This window comes from Catalinimonas alkaloidigena (assembly GCF_029504655.1).
Lineage (GTDB): Bacteria > Bacteroidota > Bacteroidia > Cytophagales > Cyclobacteriaceae > Catalinimonas > Catalinimonas alkaloidigena.
The window spans coordinates 3,024,997-3,042,893 of record NZ_JAQFIL010000001.1 but is presented as its reverse complement, the minus strand read 5'-3'; the positions used below and the strand labels follow the sequence as shown (position 1 = coordinate 3,042,893).

18 protein-coding genes are annotated in these 17,897 nt (G+C 40.4%); 9 read left to right on the top strand and 9 right to left on the bottom strand.

Annotated features, from left to right (window positions below):
• Positions 1-102: 102 nt before the first annotated feature.
• The 5 genes from OKW21_RS12455 (at position 103) to OKW21_RS12435 (ending at position 6,817) form a co-directional block, all read left to right on the top strand.
• On the top strand, positions 103-1,005 hold the full coding sequence (locus tag OKW21_RS12455; protein WP_277479833.1) for an NAD-dependent epimerase/dehydratase family protein: 903 nt from the start codon (positions 103-105) through the stop codon (positions 1,003-1,005).
• 242 nt (positions 1,006-1,247) lie between these two features.
• Positions 1,248-2,279: a ThuA domain-containing protein gene (locus OKW21_RS12450; protein WP_277479832.1), complete on the top strand. Its 1,032-nt coding sequence runs from the start codon at positions 1,248-1,250 to the stop codon at positions 2,277-2,279.
• A gap of 387 nt (positions 2,280-2,666) precedes the next feature.
• Positions 2,667-3,734: an AI-2E family transporter gene (locus tag OKW21_RS12445; protein ID WP_277479830.1), complete on the top strand. Its 1,068-nt coding sequence runs from the start codon at positions 2,667-2,669 to the stop codon at positions 3,732-3,734.
• 258 nt (positions 3,735-3,992) lie between these two features.
• Positions 3,993-6,440: a penicillin acylase family protein gene (locus tag OKW21_RS12440; RefSeq protein WP_277479828.1), complete on the top strand. Its 2,448-nt coding sequence runs from the start codon at positions 3,993-3,995 to the stop codon at positions 6,438-6,440.
• Positions 6,441-6,442: 2 nt separating this feature from the next.
• Entirely contained in the window at positions 6,443-6,817 is a 375-nt protein-coding gene (locus OKW21_RS12435; RefSeq protein WP_277479826.1) for a hypothetical protein, read from the top strand.
• 6 nt (positions 6,818-6,823) lie between these two features.
• Here the strand turns inward: OKW21_RS12435 and OKW21_RS12430 are convergent, their stop codons facing one another.
• A complete protein-coding gene (locus tag OKW21_RS12430) occupies positions 6,824-7,333 on the bottom strand; it encodes an inorganic diphosphatase (RefSeq protein ID WP_277479824.1) in 510 nt (169 codons plus the stop codon).
• Positions 7,334-7,401: 68 nt separating this feature from the next.
• Between OKW21_RS12430 and OKW21_RS12425 the strand changes: the two genes are divergently transcribed.
• Genes OKW21_RS12425 through OKW21_RS12415 form a run of 3 tightly spaced genes read left to right on the top strand, consistent with a single transcriptional unit; the run spans position 7,402 to position 10,331 of the window.
• The gene (locus OKW21_RS12425) at positions 7,402-8,490 is read left to right on the top strand and encodes an o-succinylbenzoate synthase (protein WP_277479823.1); all 1,089 of its coding nucleotides are present in this window, start codon (positions 7,402-7,404) and stop codon (positions 8,488-8,490) included.
• On the top strand, positions 8,487-9,257 hold the full coding sequence (locus OKW21_RS12420; RefSeq protein ID WP_277479822.1) for an SDR family NAD(P)-dependent oxidoreductase: 771 nt from the start codon (positions 8,487-8,489) through the stop codon (positions 9,255-9,257). The genes OKW21_RS12425 and OKW21_RS12420 overlap by 4 nt, the downstream gene beginning before the upstream one ends.
• Positions 9,258-9,281: 24 nt before the next feature.
• Positions 9,282-10,331, top strand: coding sequence for a hypothetical protein (locus tag OKW21_RS12415; RefSeq protein WP_277479821.1), 1,050 nt, complete (start codon positions 9,282-9,284; stop codon positions 10,329-10,331).
• Positions 10,332-10,344: 13 nt separating this feature from the next.
• Here the strand turns inward: OKW21_RS12415 and OKW21_RS12410 are convergent, their stop codons facing one another.
• From OKW21_RS12410 to OKW21_RS12375, 8 genes are all read right to left on the bottom strand, one after another.
• Positions 10,345-12,555 carry a sodium-translocating pyrophosphatase gene (locus OKW21_RS12410; protein ID WP_277479820.1) on the bottom strand — a complete coding sequence of 737 codons (2,211 nt, stop codon included), beginning with the start codon at positions 12,553-12,555 and terminating at the stop codon, positions 10,345-10,347.
• 355 nt (positions 12,556-12,910) lie between these two features.
• Positions 12,911-13,933, bottom strand: coding sequence for a ligase-associated DNA damage response exonuclease (locus OKW21_RS12405; protein WP_277479819.1), 1,023 nt, complete (start codon positions 13,931-13,933; stop codon positions 12,911-12,913).
• Positions 13,934-13,942: 9 nt separating this feature from the next.
• Positions 13,943-14,569, bottom strand: coding sequence for a flavin reductase family protein (locus tag OKW21_RS12400; protein WP_277479818.1), 627 nt, complete (start codon positions 14,567-14,569; stop codon positions 13,943-13,945).
• Complete coding sequence (locus tag OKW21_RS12395) at positions 14,569-15,015, bottom strand: hypothetical protein (protein ID WP_277479817.1); 447 nt, start codon at positions 15,013-15,015, stop codon at positions 14,569-14,571. The genes OKW21_RS12400 and OKW21_RS12395 overlap by 1 nt, the downstream gene beginning before the upstream one ends.
• 39 nt (positions 15,016-15,054) lie before the next feature.
• Positions 15,055-15,321, bottom strand: a complete 267-nt coding sequence (locus tag OKW21_RS12390) for a hypothetical protein (protein ID WP_338130046.1) — start codon at positions 15,319-15,321, stop codon at positions 15,055-15,057.
• A 139-nt stretch (positions 15,322-15,460) separates the two neighbouring features.
• The gene (locus OKW21_RS12385) at positions 15,461-16,180 is read right to left on the bottom strand and encodes an SDR family NAD(P)-dependent oxidoreductase (protein ID WP_277479815.1); all 720 of its coding nucleotides are present in this window, start codon (positions 16,178-16,180) and stop codon (positions 15,461-15,463) included.
• A 1-nt stretch (position 16,181) separates the two neighbouring features.
• The gene (gene folE, locus OKW21_RS12380) at positions 16,182-16,877 is read right to left on the bottom strand and encodes a GTP cyclohydrolase I FolE (RefSeq protein ID WP_277479813.1); all 696 of its coding nucleotides are present in this window, start codon (positions 16,875-16,877) and stop codon (positions 16,182-16,184) included.
• Positions 16,840-17,247, bottom strand: coding sequence for a 6-pyruvoyl trahydropterin synthase family protein (locus tag OKW21_RS12375; RefSeq protein ID WP_277479811.1), 408 nt, complete (start codon positions 17,245-17,247; stop codon positions 16,840-16,842). Before OKW21_RS12375 ends, folE begins: the two co-directional genes overlap by 38 nt.
• Positions 17,248-17,509: 262 nt before the next feature.
• On the opposite strand from OKW21_RS12375, the gene OKW21_RS12370 reads away from it, so the two are divergent.
• Entirely contained in the window at positions 17,510-17,896 is a 387-nt protein-coding gene (locus tag OKW21_RS12370) for a DUF1987 domain-containing protein (protein WP_277479810.1), read from the top strand.
• The last annotated feature ends 1 nt before the right edge of the window (position 17,897 follow it).

The window sequence follows — 17,897 nt, the reverse complement described above, 5'->3', positions numbered from 1 at the left end:
TTTAGCTCAGCAGGAAAACATAAATCTCCAATTTGATGGCTAGGTGCTGTACACTAATGCTTAGTGCATAAACATTTCAATCATGAAACTATAGATCAATAAATGACTAAAAAGCGAATTTTTTTTACAGGTGGGTCAGGAAAGGCAGGAAAGCATGTAATTCCCTACCTGCTAGAACAGGGACATAGAGTATTGAATGTAGACCTTCAGCCTCTCAATTACCCGGGGGTAGATAATCTGCTCGCTGATATTACAGATTCTGGTCAAATGTTTAATGCTATGCGTTCCTATGCCGGTTTAGACGAGTTGGAACAGGGTAATGGCGTACCAAAATTTGATGCGGTAGTACACTTTGCCGCAGTCCCCAGAATTTTAATCAAAGCTGATAATGAAACTTTTAGGGTCAACACCATGGGCACCTACAATGTGATTGAGGCAGCAGTAAAGCTAGGCATCCAGAAGATAGTGATAGCCTCCTCGGAGACTACCTATGGTATTTGTTTTTCGGATGGCAAAACTGACCCAAAAGTACTGCCTCTGGAGGAGGATTATGATGTTGATCCCATGGATAGCTATGGATTATCCAAGGTGGTGAACGAGAAAACAGCCCGCAGCTTTCAGCGACGATCAGGCTTTGATATTTATGCCCTTCGCATTGGAAACGTAGTTGAACCTCACGAATACACTGAATTATTTCCACATTATTTCAAACACCCTGAAGTGCGCCGCAGGAATGCCTTCTGTTACATTGATGCGCGTGACCTGGGACAGATTGTGGATTTATGTTTACAAAAAGATGAACTCGGTTTTCAGGTTTTCAATGCCGGAAACGATCATAATGGTGCGGTCATTCCCACCAAAGAACTGGCAGAGCGCTTTTTTCCGGGGGTGCCGGTTTCCCGAGAAATGGGCGAACATGAGGCATTGTTTTCAAATCGTAAAATCCGTGAAGTGCTGGGATTCAAAGAACAACATAACTGGAAAAATTATGTGAAATGGGACTGAAGAAATGTCTGACAGCTAGGTTGTTACAGATCTCAGGGGTTAACTAGCATCCACCTGACCGCTTAAAGGGAAACAAAGCGTTAGCATCATTTTCAACCCTCGCTTAGTGCATTTACAAGAAAGCTGTAAATCCAATCCGAACGCTTATAAAGAAGATAGTTTAGTACGAAAACGTTGCGGGTATGCTATGCATAGGTTAATTTTAGCAACAGCCCTCTGATTACACCTATTATTACATGTATATGATAAATCTGAATTGGATACTAATAATTTTCCTGTTGGTGAGTGCCTGTAGCCAGGGCAATACAGAAAAAGCTCCTCCATCCAAACTGAAAGCCTTGATTATTGATGGTCAGAATAACCATTATGTATGGCCCAAAACCACTATGATGATGCAGGATTATCTGGAGGAGACAGGACTGTTTGAAGTGGAAATCCACCGCATGGACTCCGTTTGGCTGGGAATTAAATACAACAAATCCAGACCAGAGCCCTATACTTATTTCATAGAGAAATATCCCTTGGATTCCACAGCCTATGGGATATCCCACCAACCGATACAAACATCACGTTTTTCCATTGACTTCAGCCAGTATGACATACTAGTGTCTAATCTTGGTGCCCAATCACCGATATGGCCGGAGGAAACCCAAAGAGATTTTGAAAAATACATCAGTGAGGGCGGTGGCTTGGTCATTGTACATGCAGCTAACAATCTATGGAGCGACTGGGAGGCATTTAATCAAATGATAGCACTTGGGGCCTGGGACGGCCGCGACAGTACCAGCGGTCCTTATGTATATTATAATGAAGCAGGTGAGTTGGAAAAAGACCATTCTGCCGGCATAGGGGGTTCACACGGACCGGAATTTGAATATCTCATTACTACTCGTGCACCCGAGCATCCTGTTATGAAAGGATTACCAAAGGCATGGATGCACACGCAGGATGAATTATATGAACGGATGAGAGGGCCATTTGAAAACGCTACAATTTTGGCTACGGCTTACTCAGACGTAGAGGCCAATGCGCCCCCCTGGGACCCTACTGTTAAAGGTCTGGGACAGCATGTACCTACCTTGATGGCAATCAATTATGGAGAAGGGCGTATTTTTCATACTACGCTGGGGCATTTTGACTATTCTATGGAATGCGCGGGATTCATCACTACGCTGCAGAGAGGCGCTGAATGGGTAGCCACCGGAAAAGTTAGTCAGGAAGTACCTGATGATTTTCCTACTGAGAATCAAACGGTTTCAAGAGAATGGAAGTAAACCTATAAAAGTCAGCAGTGCCAGGCTTTTGAGAATATTTTGTCGATCCTAATTAAACTGCAAAGATAAGTATTCATTAGTGAAGATAGGGCGGGAGAAAAGGGCAGGATTGCTTGTTTTCCATACAAGCTGACAGTAGAGTGTATTTGTTTAGTGACGCTGTTAAGTCGCAATTCCTGCATTTAGTGCATGCGTCTCATTAAGCGAGACAGTATATCCCGCTTAGCTTACAAATGATCTGAGGTTTTGCATTAGCTGGATAAACTGATTTGTACATTGCGGGAAATATTTATTACTGAACTTCAAATTATTCTAAAAAAGACTAGCTGTTGAACAATATGGTTCAACCAGGCTTCTATTCTTTAGAAGAACATTTTTTTAACTTATATGCAAACTTTTACATCGCAAAGCAGGATTGTTAACTGGGCTGCATTTTTTTTACTTGTAACACTGATTACCCATATCCTTGTGGTAGCACGTCCCGTGCTGATACCCTTAGTCTTTGCCGGATTTATCGCCATTTTGTTTTCACCTCTCTGTACATGGCTGGAAAAATACCATTTCCCGCGGTGGTTAACCGCTATCATAAGCCTTTTACTTTCCATCATTATTTTTGGAGGAATCATCACCTTTTTTTATTCTCAAACACAGCGTTTTGCAAGTGACCTGCAAAGTCTGGGGCAAAGTTTAAATGAGTTAGTTGCTGAGTTTGCTGAACGTTTTAACACTTTTACCGGCAATTCTAACCTGGTAGAAATGAATACTGTGCAGGAAGCATTAGGTATGCTACTTGAAAATAACACTGAAATTCTCACCCAGGGACTCAGCCAGATGACTGCAAGCTTTATTCAGATTATGCTCTTTATGTCACTTGTGGTACTCTTTCTGATTTACCGTGATGAGATATTAAAGTTCGCACTAAAAGCTATTCAGGGAGATGATGATCATCTTGAATCTATCATACTGAAGGTGAAGCAAGTGGTCAGAAACTACATCATAGGGATATTTCTGGTTATTTTGATACTGGCAGCTTGTAATAGTATTGCGCTGTGGGCAATGGACATAGAGCACGCATTATTTTTTGCAGTCTTCGCGGCTATTCTGAATATTGTGCCCTTCATAGGCCCATTGGTCGGCTCAATTTTACCCGCTTTGTTTGCGCTGGTGATGAAAGATTCACTATGGTATCCTTTTGGCGTAGTCATCTATTTTATCATTATTCAATCTTTTGAGAGTTACATGATAACGCCCAACATCGTAGGGAGAAAGGTAAGTGTAAATCCTATGTTTACGATACTGGCAATCTTTGTTGGAAATTTGGTTTGGGGTATTGCTGGAATGATACTATTTATCCCGTTCACCGCTATGTTGAAACAGATATTTGATGAAGTTGATTTACTGAAACCTTATGGTTATATCATGGGAGGGATGCAAAAAAGAAACCCCAAGAAATGACAGTTATCTTTCAGACTTTCCTTGAATTTGCATATATGAAGATTATAGTCTCAGTTGATTTTAAAATACATCTGCTTTTAGTGCAAAATATTTTGGCGTAATTAGATTATGATTAATTTCGTGAAGAAATCTGAGCAAATCACAACATTTTTGCTAATTTTTCTTTTACATCGTCTACAGTACTATTGAAGTCCATTTCCACTTTTATAGTAGAAAATTAATTTGTTAACTATGCTGAGTATACAGGCTTAATTCTATATGAAGGTCGTAAAATTTCTTCTTTCAATCATCATTACGATTGCCATTACGGTAGCCTTATCTATCAAAATTAATAGTGTACCTCCTCTTGGTAAATTTCTTGATCCATTTCATGGTTTTTGGCAGAATGCTGAAACAACCATACCCGAAACCAGACCTTCGCTGACGCTTGATATTCTGGAAGCACCTGTAAGTGTACATTATGATTCTTTACTGATCCCCCACATATTCGCAGAAAACGAAACTGATCTGTATCGTGCTCAGGGATATATCATGGCGAAGCATCGTTTGTGGCAGATGGAATTTATCACCCATGTGGCTGCAGGCAGGCTCTCTGAAATAATAGGTGAGCAGGCGCTCCAATATGACCGTATGCAAAGGCGTAAGGGGCTTACCTATGGTGCTGAGAATTCACTTAAAGAGTTGATGCGTACTACATTGGGAAAGAGTCAGTTAGAAGCATACGCCTCAGGAGTAAATGCCTATATCAATAGTCTCAACTACGATCATATTCCTATAGAATATAAATTGCTGGACTATTACCCAGAGGCCTGGACACCGCTTAAAACAACTTTACTGCTCTCCTACATGGCAGACGACCTTTCAGGCTATGACAACGATCTTGAAAATACAAACGCACTCAAACTTCTGGGCAGGGAGCATTTTGATTTTTTATTTCCCGATTCAGTAGAAAAGGAAGAACCTATCATTCCGCCAGGCCGAAGCTGGGGGTTTAAAGCAGCTCCACTGGATACACCAAAGGTTGCCATTGCTGATACTACGGATTTTATTTTACAGGTGATTGATAAGCCAGATCCAGACAACGGGAGTAATAACTGGGCAGTATCGGGGGATATGAGCAGGTCAGGTAAGCCCATTTTGGCAAACGATCCTCACCTGGGACTTAATCTGCCTTCCATCTGGTATGCCATGCAACTTAATGCTCCCGGAGTGAATGTGATGGGTGTTGCCTTGCCCGGTGCGCCCAATGTGATTATTGGATTCAACGACTCTATTGCCTGGGGAGTGACTAATGCCAGAAGAGATGTGAAAGACTGGTATAAGATCCACTTCACCGATAGCTTCCAAAACGAATATTATTATGATGGCAACCGCTTGAAAGTACAAAAGAGAGTAGAGGAAATTAAAATCAGAGACGGCAGCACATTTTATGATACTGTAACCTATACGCATTTTGGCCCCGTGGTTTACGACCAGAATTTTCCTACGGATTCAGTACTCAATCAAAAAAGAGGCTATTCTATGAAATGGACTGCGCTGGATGCCTCTTCTGAAATGCTTACTTTTTACAATCTCAATCGGGCAGATAACTACGAAGAGTTCGTCCAGGCACTTAAGACGTATGAAAGCCCTGCACAGAATTTTGTATTTGCCTCCTCAGCAGGAGACATTGCGATGTGGGTGCAGGGAAAGTTTCCCGCTAAATGGAAAGAGCAGGGTAAGTTCCTGATGGATGGTAGTACTTCAGCCCTGGAATGGCAATATGATATTCCTACTACACAAAATGCCCATGTATTGAACCCAGAACGGGGCTTTGTCAGCTCTGCGAATCAGGTTCCCGTAGCAGATAACTATCCGTATTACGTATACGATATCACCTATGAGCACTATAGAAACCGCCGCATCAATGATAGGCTAAAAAGGATGAGAAATGTCACTCCTAAAGATTTTATGGACTTACAGAATGATACGTACAACCTCCTTGCTGCTGAATCACTTCCTGTCATGCTGGATACCCTGGACCTGGCAACTTTAAGTCCTGAAGAAAAAGAGGCTTATGATATTTTACAAAAATGGAATTACTATAACAATACCAATTATAAGGCCCCCAGCATCTTTGATCTGTGGTGGAGTAATCTGAACGCAATCACCTGGGATGAGTTTGATGGAAAAGCTATGGAACTCAGGAAACCGAATAAGGAAACTACAGTGTACATTATGCAGAACTTTCCTGACAATGCGTTTTTTGACATGCAAAATACCACCGTGGTTGAAACGCTGCCGGATGTAGTGAGAGCGTCATTCTCCCAAACGGTAAAAGAACTTTCCGCATGGGAAGAAGAGCATGAAGAAGAATATTTCTGGGGGAACTATAAAAATACCACATTACGTCACTTGCTAAGAATAGAACCCTTCTCAATAGATAAACTCATGATCGGAGGGGGCAGGAGCATAGTCGCTGCCAATAGTGGAAGTCACGGACAGTCATGGAAAATGGTAGTGGCATTAGGGGATCAACCCAGGGCATGGGCGGTTTATCCGGGAGGACAGTCCGGTAACCCCGGCAGTCCTTATTATGATAATATGGTAGGTAACTGGGCCAATGGGACTTATTACCCATTACTTTTCATGAAAAGTGGCGTTCAACAAAGCGGGGGAATTATGTTTAAGCAATCCCTTTTTCCAAGCTCAGATTCAGAAGATTAACTATGAAGTTTTTATTCAAGATCATATTAATTATCGCTTTCAGTTATTTACTGGAACTTTATCTACCCTGGTGGTCAGTCATAATTGCTGCTTTTCTTGTCAATATGTGGTTGCCAAGTAAAGGCTTTATTGATTTTTTAAGTGGTTTTCTGGGGGTAGGATTACTTTGGCTGACTTATGCCTGGCTGATAGATGCTGATACTTCAAGTATACTTTCTGAGCGCATAGCGGATCTTTTCAGCTTACCTAACGGCTCATTTATGATAGCCTCTAGTGGACTGGTGGGAGGAGTAGCCGGTGGCTTTGCCGCACTTAGCGGAAGCCAGTTCAGGCGCATCTTCATGAAAGACGCACCTAAACCAGGTTATTACTCTTAAATGCGATCAACCTATTCCATTTTCCTGGAATCTTTTCTTCGCATCCTGAATTGCGTGTAAGGCAGCAGCTTTATCTTCCCAGCCTTCAACGCCCACCTTCTTTTTCTCAAGATCTTTGTATACCTGGAAGAAGTGTTCTATCTCCATTTTGAGGTGAGGGTTAACTTCCTCCAAGGCATTGACCTTGTTCCAGATTGGATCACTTACTGGTACACAGAGGATTTTATCGTCGGTACCTTTCTCGTCATACATTTTGAAAAGACCAATAGGTTTTACTTCCATCAGACAGCCGGGGAAAGTCGGTTCGGTGACTAAAACAAGTACGTCAATTTCGTCACCATCTTCGGCTAGTGTTTCGGGGATAAAGCCATAATCACTGGGATAAAACATAGAAGAGAAAATCATTCTATCGTAGCGAATCATTTGCTTCTTGCGGTCATACTCGTACTTATTACGACTCCCTTTTGGAATTTCAATGATCGCATCTATGGTGAATTCGTCTTTAGCGTTGGCCATGATCTTTGTTTAATTAATTTTGGAATATCTTTGATGGCAAAAATTTACAACATAACACACTGGTAAAAATGATAAGTACCTTTCAAAAATATACGCTTAATTTTAAGTTTTTAGCAGGTACATCTCGTGGTGTTCTTAAGTACAAAGATTCTTTTTTTATCAAAGTTTCCCAAGCATATCCTGCAAAGGTTTATGGAATAGGTGAATGTGCTCCACTGCAGGGCCTGAGTCAGGATGATCGGAATGATATGGAGCAAATACTAAGCCGCGTGTGCCAACTGCTTAATAATAGTGACTTGAGCTTAGAATCTGAAGATGAAATACTGCATTGGATAGATAAAAATATAGCTATCAACCTTCCATCAGTACGCTTTGGTGTTGAAACAGCATTGCTTGACCTTAAAAACGGAGGAACGAGACAGGTTCTTCCCAATTCATGGTCTCAGGCTCCCTTTCAGCCCATTGAAATCAATGGATTGGTGTGGATGGGTGAGAAAGACTGGATGCTGGAACAGTTAAAAGCAAAAGTAGCAAGTGGTTTTACATGCATCAAGATTAAGATCGGTGCGATTGATTTTAAGAAAGAAATGGAATTGCTGGCATATATCAGAAAGCACTATGATGCTAATCAGATTACCATAAGAGTAGATGCTAATGGTGCATTTACTGAAGACGATGTTTACCCGAAATTACAAAGATTGTCAGTGTTTGATGTACATTCCATTGAACAACCCGTAAAGCCAGGCCAACATGATTTAATGCGTCAGTTGAGTATTCAGTGTCCGGTAGCTATCGCCCTGGATGAAGAACTCATTGGCAAAAATTCACTAGAGGATAAAACAGACGTGTTAGACAAGATCAATCCGGCTTATATCATTTTGAAACCCACATTATTAGGAGGTATAGCAGCGACGAAGGAGTGGATCAACTTAGCAGAAAAAAGAAATATAGGTTGGTGGATTACTTCAGCCCTGGAATCTAATATTGGACTAAATGCCATTGCTCAACTTTGTGCCACATATCACACAATTATCCCTCAGGGATTAGGTACTGGCCAATTGTACCATAATAACATTCAATCCCCTTTACGAATAAATCAAGGTCATCTGTATTATGATCAGAATGAGGCATGGGATTTGAAAGTAGTAGAGGCATGAACTACACACTTATTACAGGGGCAAGCAGTGGGATAGGAGAGGCCCTGGCTCGTAGATGTGCGCAGGAAGGCTTTAATCTGATATTAGTAGCCAGGTCAACTGAAGCACTTGAAAAAATAGCCAAGGAGATTGAAGGTAAACACAAAGTAGTGGTTAAGGTTTATACAGCGGATCTGCTATCTCCTGATGCCGCATATCATTTGTATACCCACTGTCAAAAAAACAACTGGCCAATCCGGATTTTAATCAATAATGCAGGCTTTGGGTTATGGGGTAAATTTCAGGATATGTCATTAGAACATATGGTTGAAATGATGCAATTAAATCAGCAAGTTTTGGTTGAATTGTGCCATTTTTTTCTACCTATGCTTAAAGAAGTACCCTATGCCCATATTATGAATGTTTCCAGTACGGCGGCTTTCCAGGCTATCCCATATTTTAGTGTATATGCTGCCAGCAAAAATTTTGTATTCACTTTTTCCCGGGCTTTACGTCAAGAGCTTAAACCTGATAAGATTAATGTTTCCTGCCTGTGTCCCGGCCCGACAGCGTCCGCTTTTTTTCAGAGAGCGGGTTTTGACAAAATTAAATATTCCAAGGGCGCAATAATGGAAGCGGATGAAGTAGCAGAGACCGCCATACAGGGACTGATGGATAAGAAAGCGGTAATTATCCCTGGCTTTTCAAATCGCCTTGGTTCTTTTTTAAGCAAGCATTTGCCAGCAGGACTCATGGCTGGATTGATTGGAAAATACTTTCAACCCTAATTTTGAATAGAAGAATAATTGTCAATGGATTTAAATGTAGCAGAAAAAGAAAAATTTAAAAGACTACTACTAAAATGGAAAGATGAAGGAAGGCTAAGCCCCGATAAAGTGGAAGAACTGATCAAAAGTGAAGCCTTGTCTGAATCCTCATCTGGAAGTTTTGATTGGAAGAACCTTTCATTTCTTGCCTTTTTCTTCGCGGTAATGTGTATCATATTAGCTACTACTTTGATGATCACTGATGACTGGCTGGAAAGAATAGTTAACCTGGTCTTTGATGTTCATGATGGGATCAAAAGCCTGCTTTTTTTCGTACTCGCTGCTTTTCTGTATTACCTGGCTGTAAAAAGAAGAGAAGCTTACCCTCAGAAGGTTTTTAGTAATGAGTCACTTTTCCTTTTTGGAGCAATTATTTCAGCATTTGCGATCACCTATATAGGATTCAGCCTGGGAATGTATGATGGTTATTATCCAGTATTAATTTTGTTGGCTGCACTGATTTACGGCTTTGTGGGAGTATACCTAAAATCAGGTGTCAACTGGTATCTGGCCATTGCTGCTTTTGCGCTTTGGTTTGGAACGGCCACTACCTATTGGTCAGGCGGAGATGATCTTTTTATTGGCATGAACTATCCCATGCGTTTCATATTTTTTGGCATCATCCTTCTTGGCTTATACCGAATCTTCAGGTACTTGAACTGGCCTGAGCAGTTCTTAAAGAGCACTTACATGGTTGGCCTGGTGTCATTTTTTTCGTCTTTGTGGTTACTTTCAATATTCGGAAACTACGTGGATCTGTCAGCATGGAGAGAAGTTTCCCAATTGAAATTTATTTTTTGGGCGATAGCCTTAGCCTTGATGGCATTAGGAGCAATCATATACGGTCTTAAATACGATAAGAAGATGACTCGGGATATCGGAATCGTATTCTTGTTGATTGATATTTACACCCGTTATTTTGAGTATTTCTGGGATAGCCTTCACAAGGTTATCTTCTTTATTATCCTTGGGGCTTCATTCTGGCTGATTGGAAGAAAAGCTGAAAAAATCTGGAATTTAGCTGAAAAATCTTAAAAAAAGGTTGAAGCTATTCAGCTTCAACCTCTTCTGCAGTTAAGATAATTTCTTTAACAGGTTCATCCGGTAATTGATCACCCATATGTACGGTTTCATTTACGGAAATATGGGGGGCAATAATCAAAGCCACTATTGACGTTAACTTGATTAGAATATTCATGGAAGGACCAGAGGTATCTTTAAAAGGATCTCCTACTGTATCTCCGGTAACTGATGCTTTGTGCGCTTCAGAACCTTTGTATTCCATTTTGCCATCAATTTCTACTCCCTTTTCAAACGATTTTTTGGCATTATCCCAGGCGCCACCAGCGTTATTCTGAAACATTCCCATTAGCACTCCTGAAACAGTTATACCTGCTAACATTCCTCCCAGGATTTCAGCTGATGAGGTGTCAGCAAAAACGCCTTTGAGCCCAAATCCTACAATAATGGGTGAAAGCAGCGCAATAGCTCCGGGAGCGATCATTTCACGTATAGAAGCACGCGTAGAAATCTCCACGCATTTTTCGTACTCGGGGGTCGCTTTATATTCCATAATTCCGGGAATCTCACGAAACTGTCTTCTCACTTCCTGTACCATGTCCATTGCGGCCTTACCTACAGCGGCAATGGCTAGCGATGAAAAGATAAAGGGGATCATAGCACCAACGAACAGAGCGCCAAGAACAGGAGCTTTATAAAGATCAATACTGTCAATACCGGCGACTCCCACAAAGGCAGCAAAGAGTGCCAATGCTGTCAAGGCAGCGGAAGCGATAGCAAATCCTTTACCGGTCGCAGCGGTTGTATTTCCTACTGCATCCAGATTATCGGTACGTCCCCTGACTTCTTCAGGAAGTCCGCTCATTTCAGCAATTCCTCCGGCATTATCAGCGATAGGACCAAAAGCATCAATCGCTAATTGCATAGCCGTTGTTGCCATCATACCGGCCGCTGCAATGGCTACGCCATATAAACCAGCAAAGCTGTAAGAAGCAATAATACCTCCGGCTAGTACAAATATCGGCATCACCGTAGATTCCATGCCAACTGCAAGACCACCGATGATATTAGTCGCATGACCAGTAGAAGATTGATTGACGATAGAATTTACCGGACGTCGTCCCATGGCAGTATAGTATTCGGTAATGATACTCATCAACGCACCAACGACCAGGCCTACAAAAATAGCCATGAACACATCCGAAGATGAAAAGCTAAAACCACGGATTTCCATACTTTCAGGAAGCAAAGCATCCACGATAAAATACGAGGCTATAACGGTTAATATAATGGAAGACCAGTTGCCCAGGTTTAATGCACGTTGAACACTGTCTGTTTCATTTTTCACTCTTACAAACAAAGTTCCTACAATAGAAAAAACTAATCCTACACCAGCAATCAACATGGGGAGTATGACCGGGGCAATACCACCAAAGTTGTCATCAGATACTATCTCTCTTCCCAAAACCATTGTCGCAAGAATGGTGGCTACATAAGAACCAAAAAGGTCAGCGCCCATACCTGCCACATCACCTACATTATCACCAACATTATCCGCAACAGTTGCAGGATTACGGACATCATCTTCCGGTATACCGGCTTCTACTTTACCTACCAAGTCAGCACCAACATCTGCTGCTTTGGTATAAATTCCTCCACCTACACGCGCAAAGAGTGCTATACTTTCTGCCCCTAATGAGAACCCGGCAAGAACTTCAAGCGCTTTTTCCATTTCTATTCCATTGACAGAGGCACCGGTGCTAACCACATACATCTGAAAAAAGAAAATAAATAAGCCTCCCAAACCAAGAACAGCCAGACCGGCAACACCCAGTCCCATGACGGTACCCCCGGCAAAAGAAACACTCAATGCTTTAGAAAGGCTTGTACGGGCAGCCTGGGCGGTACGTACGTTAGCTTTTGTGGCTATGTTCATTCCAATGTAACCAGCCAGGGCTGAGAGGAAGGCTCCGATTACAAAAGAAATGGCAATGACCGGGCTTGAGGTCTCCACCAAAGTACCTGACCATGCTAAAACAATGGAAGCAATAATAGCAAAGTAAGTGAGGACTTTCCACTCTGCTTTTAGAAATGCCATAGCACCATTGGCAATATATTCAGCTAACTCCTTCATTGTTTGATCACCGGCATCTTGTCGCTTTATCCATGCTGAACGAACAGCGGTGTAAACCAAAGCCAGAATTCCTAAAGCCGGAACAACGTATACAATGCTATGCATAAATATGAATTAATTTAAGTTCAATATTGACTTTTAACGAATAGCGGTGCAAATATAGGATAACCCGACCTTTTTAAAAATGATTTTTAGATTTCTTCCAGCTTATTTATATTGAGGCTTTAATAAAGAATAAGCTATTTATTTAATCACTTTCTAACAATTAGTATTTTTTAGGGTTTGAACAATAAAGATTTTTAAAATATGAATGGATTAATAAGATTATTGGTAGGAATAGGTATAAGTTATCTTGTTCTAAAAGTGATGCAACAGCGTTCTGTAAGAAGTTATATTCTGGGTGCACTTTTAGACGGTGCATATTTTCTTATTAAAAGAAAGCTTAAAAGCTAGCTGATTTTTATTCTATACTATTTTCTCTTTCATTCATCTCAGCCATTTCTCCTTCATACAGGGTTTCAACTTCGTGTGCATTGATCCCTTTTTCTCTCAGCCAGCGAGCGAAAGTGGAGGTATAGCCATGCGTCACATAAACATTTTCTGCACCAGTAGCTTCTACGGCCTGGTTTAAATCAAGCCAGTCGGCATGGTCAGAAACTACAAACCCACGGTCTGCCGCTCTTCGTCTTTTCATTCCACGAATGAGCATCCAGCCAGAAGCAATGCCTGTGGAAAATGGCTTTAACTTCCTGACCCAGCTACTGTTAAGTGCAGAAGGTGGAGCGATGACCAATGCTTTAGAAATGGTTTCTTTATTGGTATTCGCGTTAAGTTTAGGATGGTGTGAAAGTTTAGCACCTCCTTTGATCAATGCCTCATTGGTATTAAATACTGCACCATGGAGTAGTATTGGACCGATGCTCTGATCAACGCTTTGAAGAATACGCTGTGCTTTACCTAAAGAATATGCCCCGATTACGGACGATTTTCCATCAAGTTGATTAGCCTGCCACCACTGATTAATTTCATCAGCAACTTCCTGCTGTGGTTTCCAGCGGTAGATAGGAAGTCCAAATGTAGATTCTGTGATAAAATTATGACATTTGACGGCCTCAAATGCAGGTGAGAATCCATCATTTTCAAGTTTATAATCCCCTGAAACCACCCAGATTTCACCTTTATATTCCAGCCTGACCTGGGCTGAGCCATAAATATGGCCGGCAGGATGAAGGCTAAGCTTTACGCCATTGATCTGGATTGACTGATGGTAAGTCAATGTTTCAAGCTTAATATCTGTACCTAGCCTATATTTTAATATTGTAGCAGAGTCTCCATGCGCAAGATAGTGTTGATGTCCCCATCTGGCATGGTCAGCGTGTGCATGTGTAATGATCGCATTTTTAACGGGTTTCCAGGGGTCTATAAAAAAATCACCCTGTGGACAGTAGAGCCCGTCAGATGTAAATTCAATAAGTTGAGGCATATTAAAAAATTATAGTTCCTCTGGTTCTTTGTCAGGCTTGGCATAAGTATAGCGAGCAATTTTGTTGGTTGTATGATAACTGTCCAGGCCGGAGCAGGTGATAGAACCGGCTGTTTCCAGATCTACAAAACCATCATCCTGTAACACGCTATCCACCAGGCATATTTCTTTGATTTCTCCGATGATAAAGACTGTATCGTTAGCCTGTATGTCTTGCCTCTCAACAAATGAGCAACCCAGTCTGATGTTGGACTCCTTAACGTAGGGTGCTTTGAACATTTCTGTGTACTCAGGTGTAAAACCGCAAGCCTCAAATTCGGACTTATCCCAGCGGGCACTGGTATGATGCGCATTTTTAGTGTGGGATGCAGGGATATGATTAATGGTAAATTCTTTATTGCTTAAAATATTTTCGAGGGTATGTCGCTCTACTGTATGTGGGCGAAAAAGTATGCCGATCAGAGGTGGATTAGCTCCCACATGAATGATTTGACTAAAAATGGCAAGATTGCTTATCCCTTCAGCATTGATGGTACCCAGCAGAGATACACTCTTAAATCCGGTCAAAGCGTTAATCAAATTGGTACGAAATCGTTTGTCGTACTTCGCAATATCATTACTGTTAATATATACCATTAATTTTCCACTGCCTCTTCTATTGTATTACAATACTTAATATCCAGTAGGTCAACGATTAAATCCTCATGTTCACGATTGATCTGTAGTTTTGCTATTTCAACTGATTTTTTGAACCATGGTTCAGGCGGAAGAATTTTGCGGTGAATTTTGAGTCCTTTTTCAAACATTACTTTCTTCCAAACCACAAAATACCATTCCATGGAAGGTTGATGAAAGGCTTTAAGAGACCTTTTGTCAAAAATAAACTTTTGATTAAAACCCTGATCAACGAGCTCACTGATTTTACTGAAAGTATCTTTAAAGTGTTTTATAGGTACATAATCGGATTTTAATGTACATAAAACGATTTTTTTATCCTTAAGAAATGATACCTGCGCAAATCTTGAAGTAGCGTAATCTTCAAATTGATATTTTGTATGTTGATTATCAGCAATATTATTCATGATTAAACTTTGTCTGGGTAAGTACGACTTAACTTCTGTTTAATGAAAGCTTTTGTTACTATTCAAACGGTCATTGCTTATCTGGTTTTTCAGTTTAGAGAGTTCATTTTCCAATCTGGTGGCGTATTCAACTGTTGTTTTCATCATATCTTGCTGAGAACTGATTTGTTCCTTGAGGAAACTGAGTTCATCTTTCATTTCGCTCAATGTTCTCTCATAATTATCCTTAAGCTTCGCTTTCTCTATCTCAGCTTTCTTGAGCTCCTCTTTGAAAATCAAGTATGCTTCGGGTGGGGTCCTCATCATAAACGTTCGTTATACAACATTAATTTAAAATAACGTAGGCAGGCACTGATAGTATCTGTTTTAATAACTATGCGGTAATACAAAAAGTTTAACTCTTATTTTCAAAAGTTAAACTTTTCTTATATACGAATGCTACTGTTTAGAGTGTTTTAAGAGTAGATAGGCCACCATCCACGTGCAGTACCTGACCGGTAATCCAACTGCTTTGGTCAGAAAGTAAGTAAAATGCCATATTTGCGATATCACCCGGTTGTCCATATCTGCCAATGGGATGGCGTTGGTCCGAAGCTTCTTTTTTGTCTTCTGAGGAAAGTAGGTTCTTGGCTAAAGGGGTATCAGTGAGGGAAGGAGCAATGAGGTTAACTCTGACCTGCTTAGAAGCAAATTCAGCGGCCAAAGAACGTCCAAAACCTTCCAAAGCGCCTTTAGCAGCAGCGACTGAAGTATGGTAATTAAGGCCTAACTGAGCTGCAACGGTACTAAAAAGGACAATGCTTGAACCACCGGCACCTTTGAGTTTCTTGATACATTTTTCTATTACCTTAATTGCTCCCAATACATTGATTTCATAATCATGAAGAAAGTTTTCAGCTTTCAAACCCTGGAAAGGTTTGAGTGTGATGGTGCCAGGTAAGTAAACCAGACCGTGTAATTCATCGGGTACTTCATCCAGTTCATCACCCAATGACAAAACATCCAGGGATATATGTTTAACTTTTTTGTTTACTCTTTCATCAGGTGGTTTGCGTGAAGCCATGAAGATAATTGCTTCAGTCTCCATCAGCCTTTCAAACAGGGCAGCCCCAATACCGGAAGTCCCACCGATAATCAATATATTTTTATCACTAAAGTCAGACATTTTATTCAAGCTTTAAGTAATTCAAAAATTCTTTTTTCTTGTCCTCTTTTTCAAATTTACCGCCATAGTAGGAAGTAATGGTTTTGCTGGTTACATCCTGCACTCCTCTTGAGGACACACACATATGGGCTGCATCTACAACAATTGCCACATCTTCAGTCTGTAAGGTTTCTTTTAGCTCCTGAGCGATCTGTACGGTCATGCGCTCCTGTACCTGAGGCCGTTTGGCGTAATACTGAACTATTCTGTTGATCTTTGACAAACCAATGACGTATCCATTGGAAATATAAGCCACATGTGCTTTACCAGTAATGGGTACAAAATGGTGCTCACAACTTGAAAAGAAGGTTATGTCCTTCTCAACCAACATCTCATTGTACTGATACTTATTCTCAAAAAGTGTGGCTATTGGCTTATTTTCAGGTTTGATACCGCTAAAGATTTCCTCTACATACATTTTGGCAACTCTTTGAGGTGTCCCTTTTAAGCTATCATCGTTGAGGTCAAGTCCAAGGATATGCATGATCTCGCGAAAATGCTTGGCAATTAACTCAATCTTCAGATTATCATCTCTGTCAAATGCATCGGGCCTGAGTGGGGTGTCAGTAGAGGTAGAAATATGATTATCACCTATATCTTCAGCATTATTGTATTCTTCATCAGGATGGGTATTCAACAAAGTTTCTTTCAGTTTCATATAGTGTTACTTTTAAATCTAATTTTTCTTCAATTTGATCTCTGAGCTTATTCCAGATAACAATCGCAATATGTTCAGCAGTAGGGTTTAGCTTCTGAAACTCCTCAACGTCCAAATTTAGGTTTTTATGATCAAATTTATTGGTTACCTCTGCCTTGATTAAATCACTCAGCCACTTCATATCGCATACGTAACCAGTTTGGGGATCAGGATATCCACTTACTTTTACAATTAATTCATAATTATGTCCGTGATAGTTGGGGTTGTTACATTTCCCAAATACTTCTCTATTTTTCTCATCAGACCAATCGGGATTATGTAAGCGATGAGCGGCATTAAAATGTTCTTTTCTAAATACACTAACTTTCATGATTCGCTAACTGCATATAATAAATGTTGTTTAACTTTTTATAAAATAAACATAAACAAAGTGTCGTCATAAGCTTACGTGCTTTTTCCAAAACAGTTGATTGATATTTAGCATTTTCTCTTTACATTAACTATTTATTAGAGATATGGATACATTTTAGTGAGAAAAGCTCAAAATATTATATTTATTTGCTTACCTAAATTGCTTTTATGGCATTAAGAGGTACACAAACATTTTTTATATCTGCACTAATAATTATTGCATGAATAGTCTATATCAATCCAAGACTCCCAGAACGCCTGAAATCATACTGGATCCTAAAAATGGTATTTTTGAAATAGAAGGCCGTTCTATTCCTGAAAATTCAGTTGATTTTTATCAAAAGGTGATGCAATGGATGGATGCGTACCGTAAAGAGCCTAACTCACATACCAAATTTGTTATAAAACTAGAATATTTTAATACGAGTTCCTCCAAGTGTCTGGTTGATATACTCAGAAAACTCGAAAAAATATATACTGATGGAAACGATGTGGTGTTAGAGTGGCATTATGATGATGAAGATGATGATATGCGTGAATCAGGTGAGGATTTTGAAGAAATATTAAAAATACCCGTCCACATGATTCCATTTCGTGATCATGAATAAA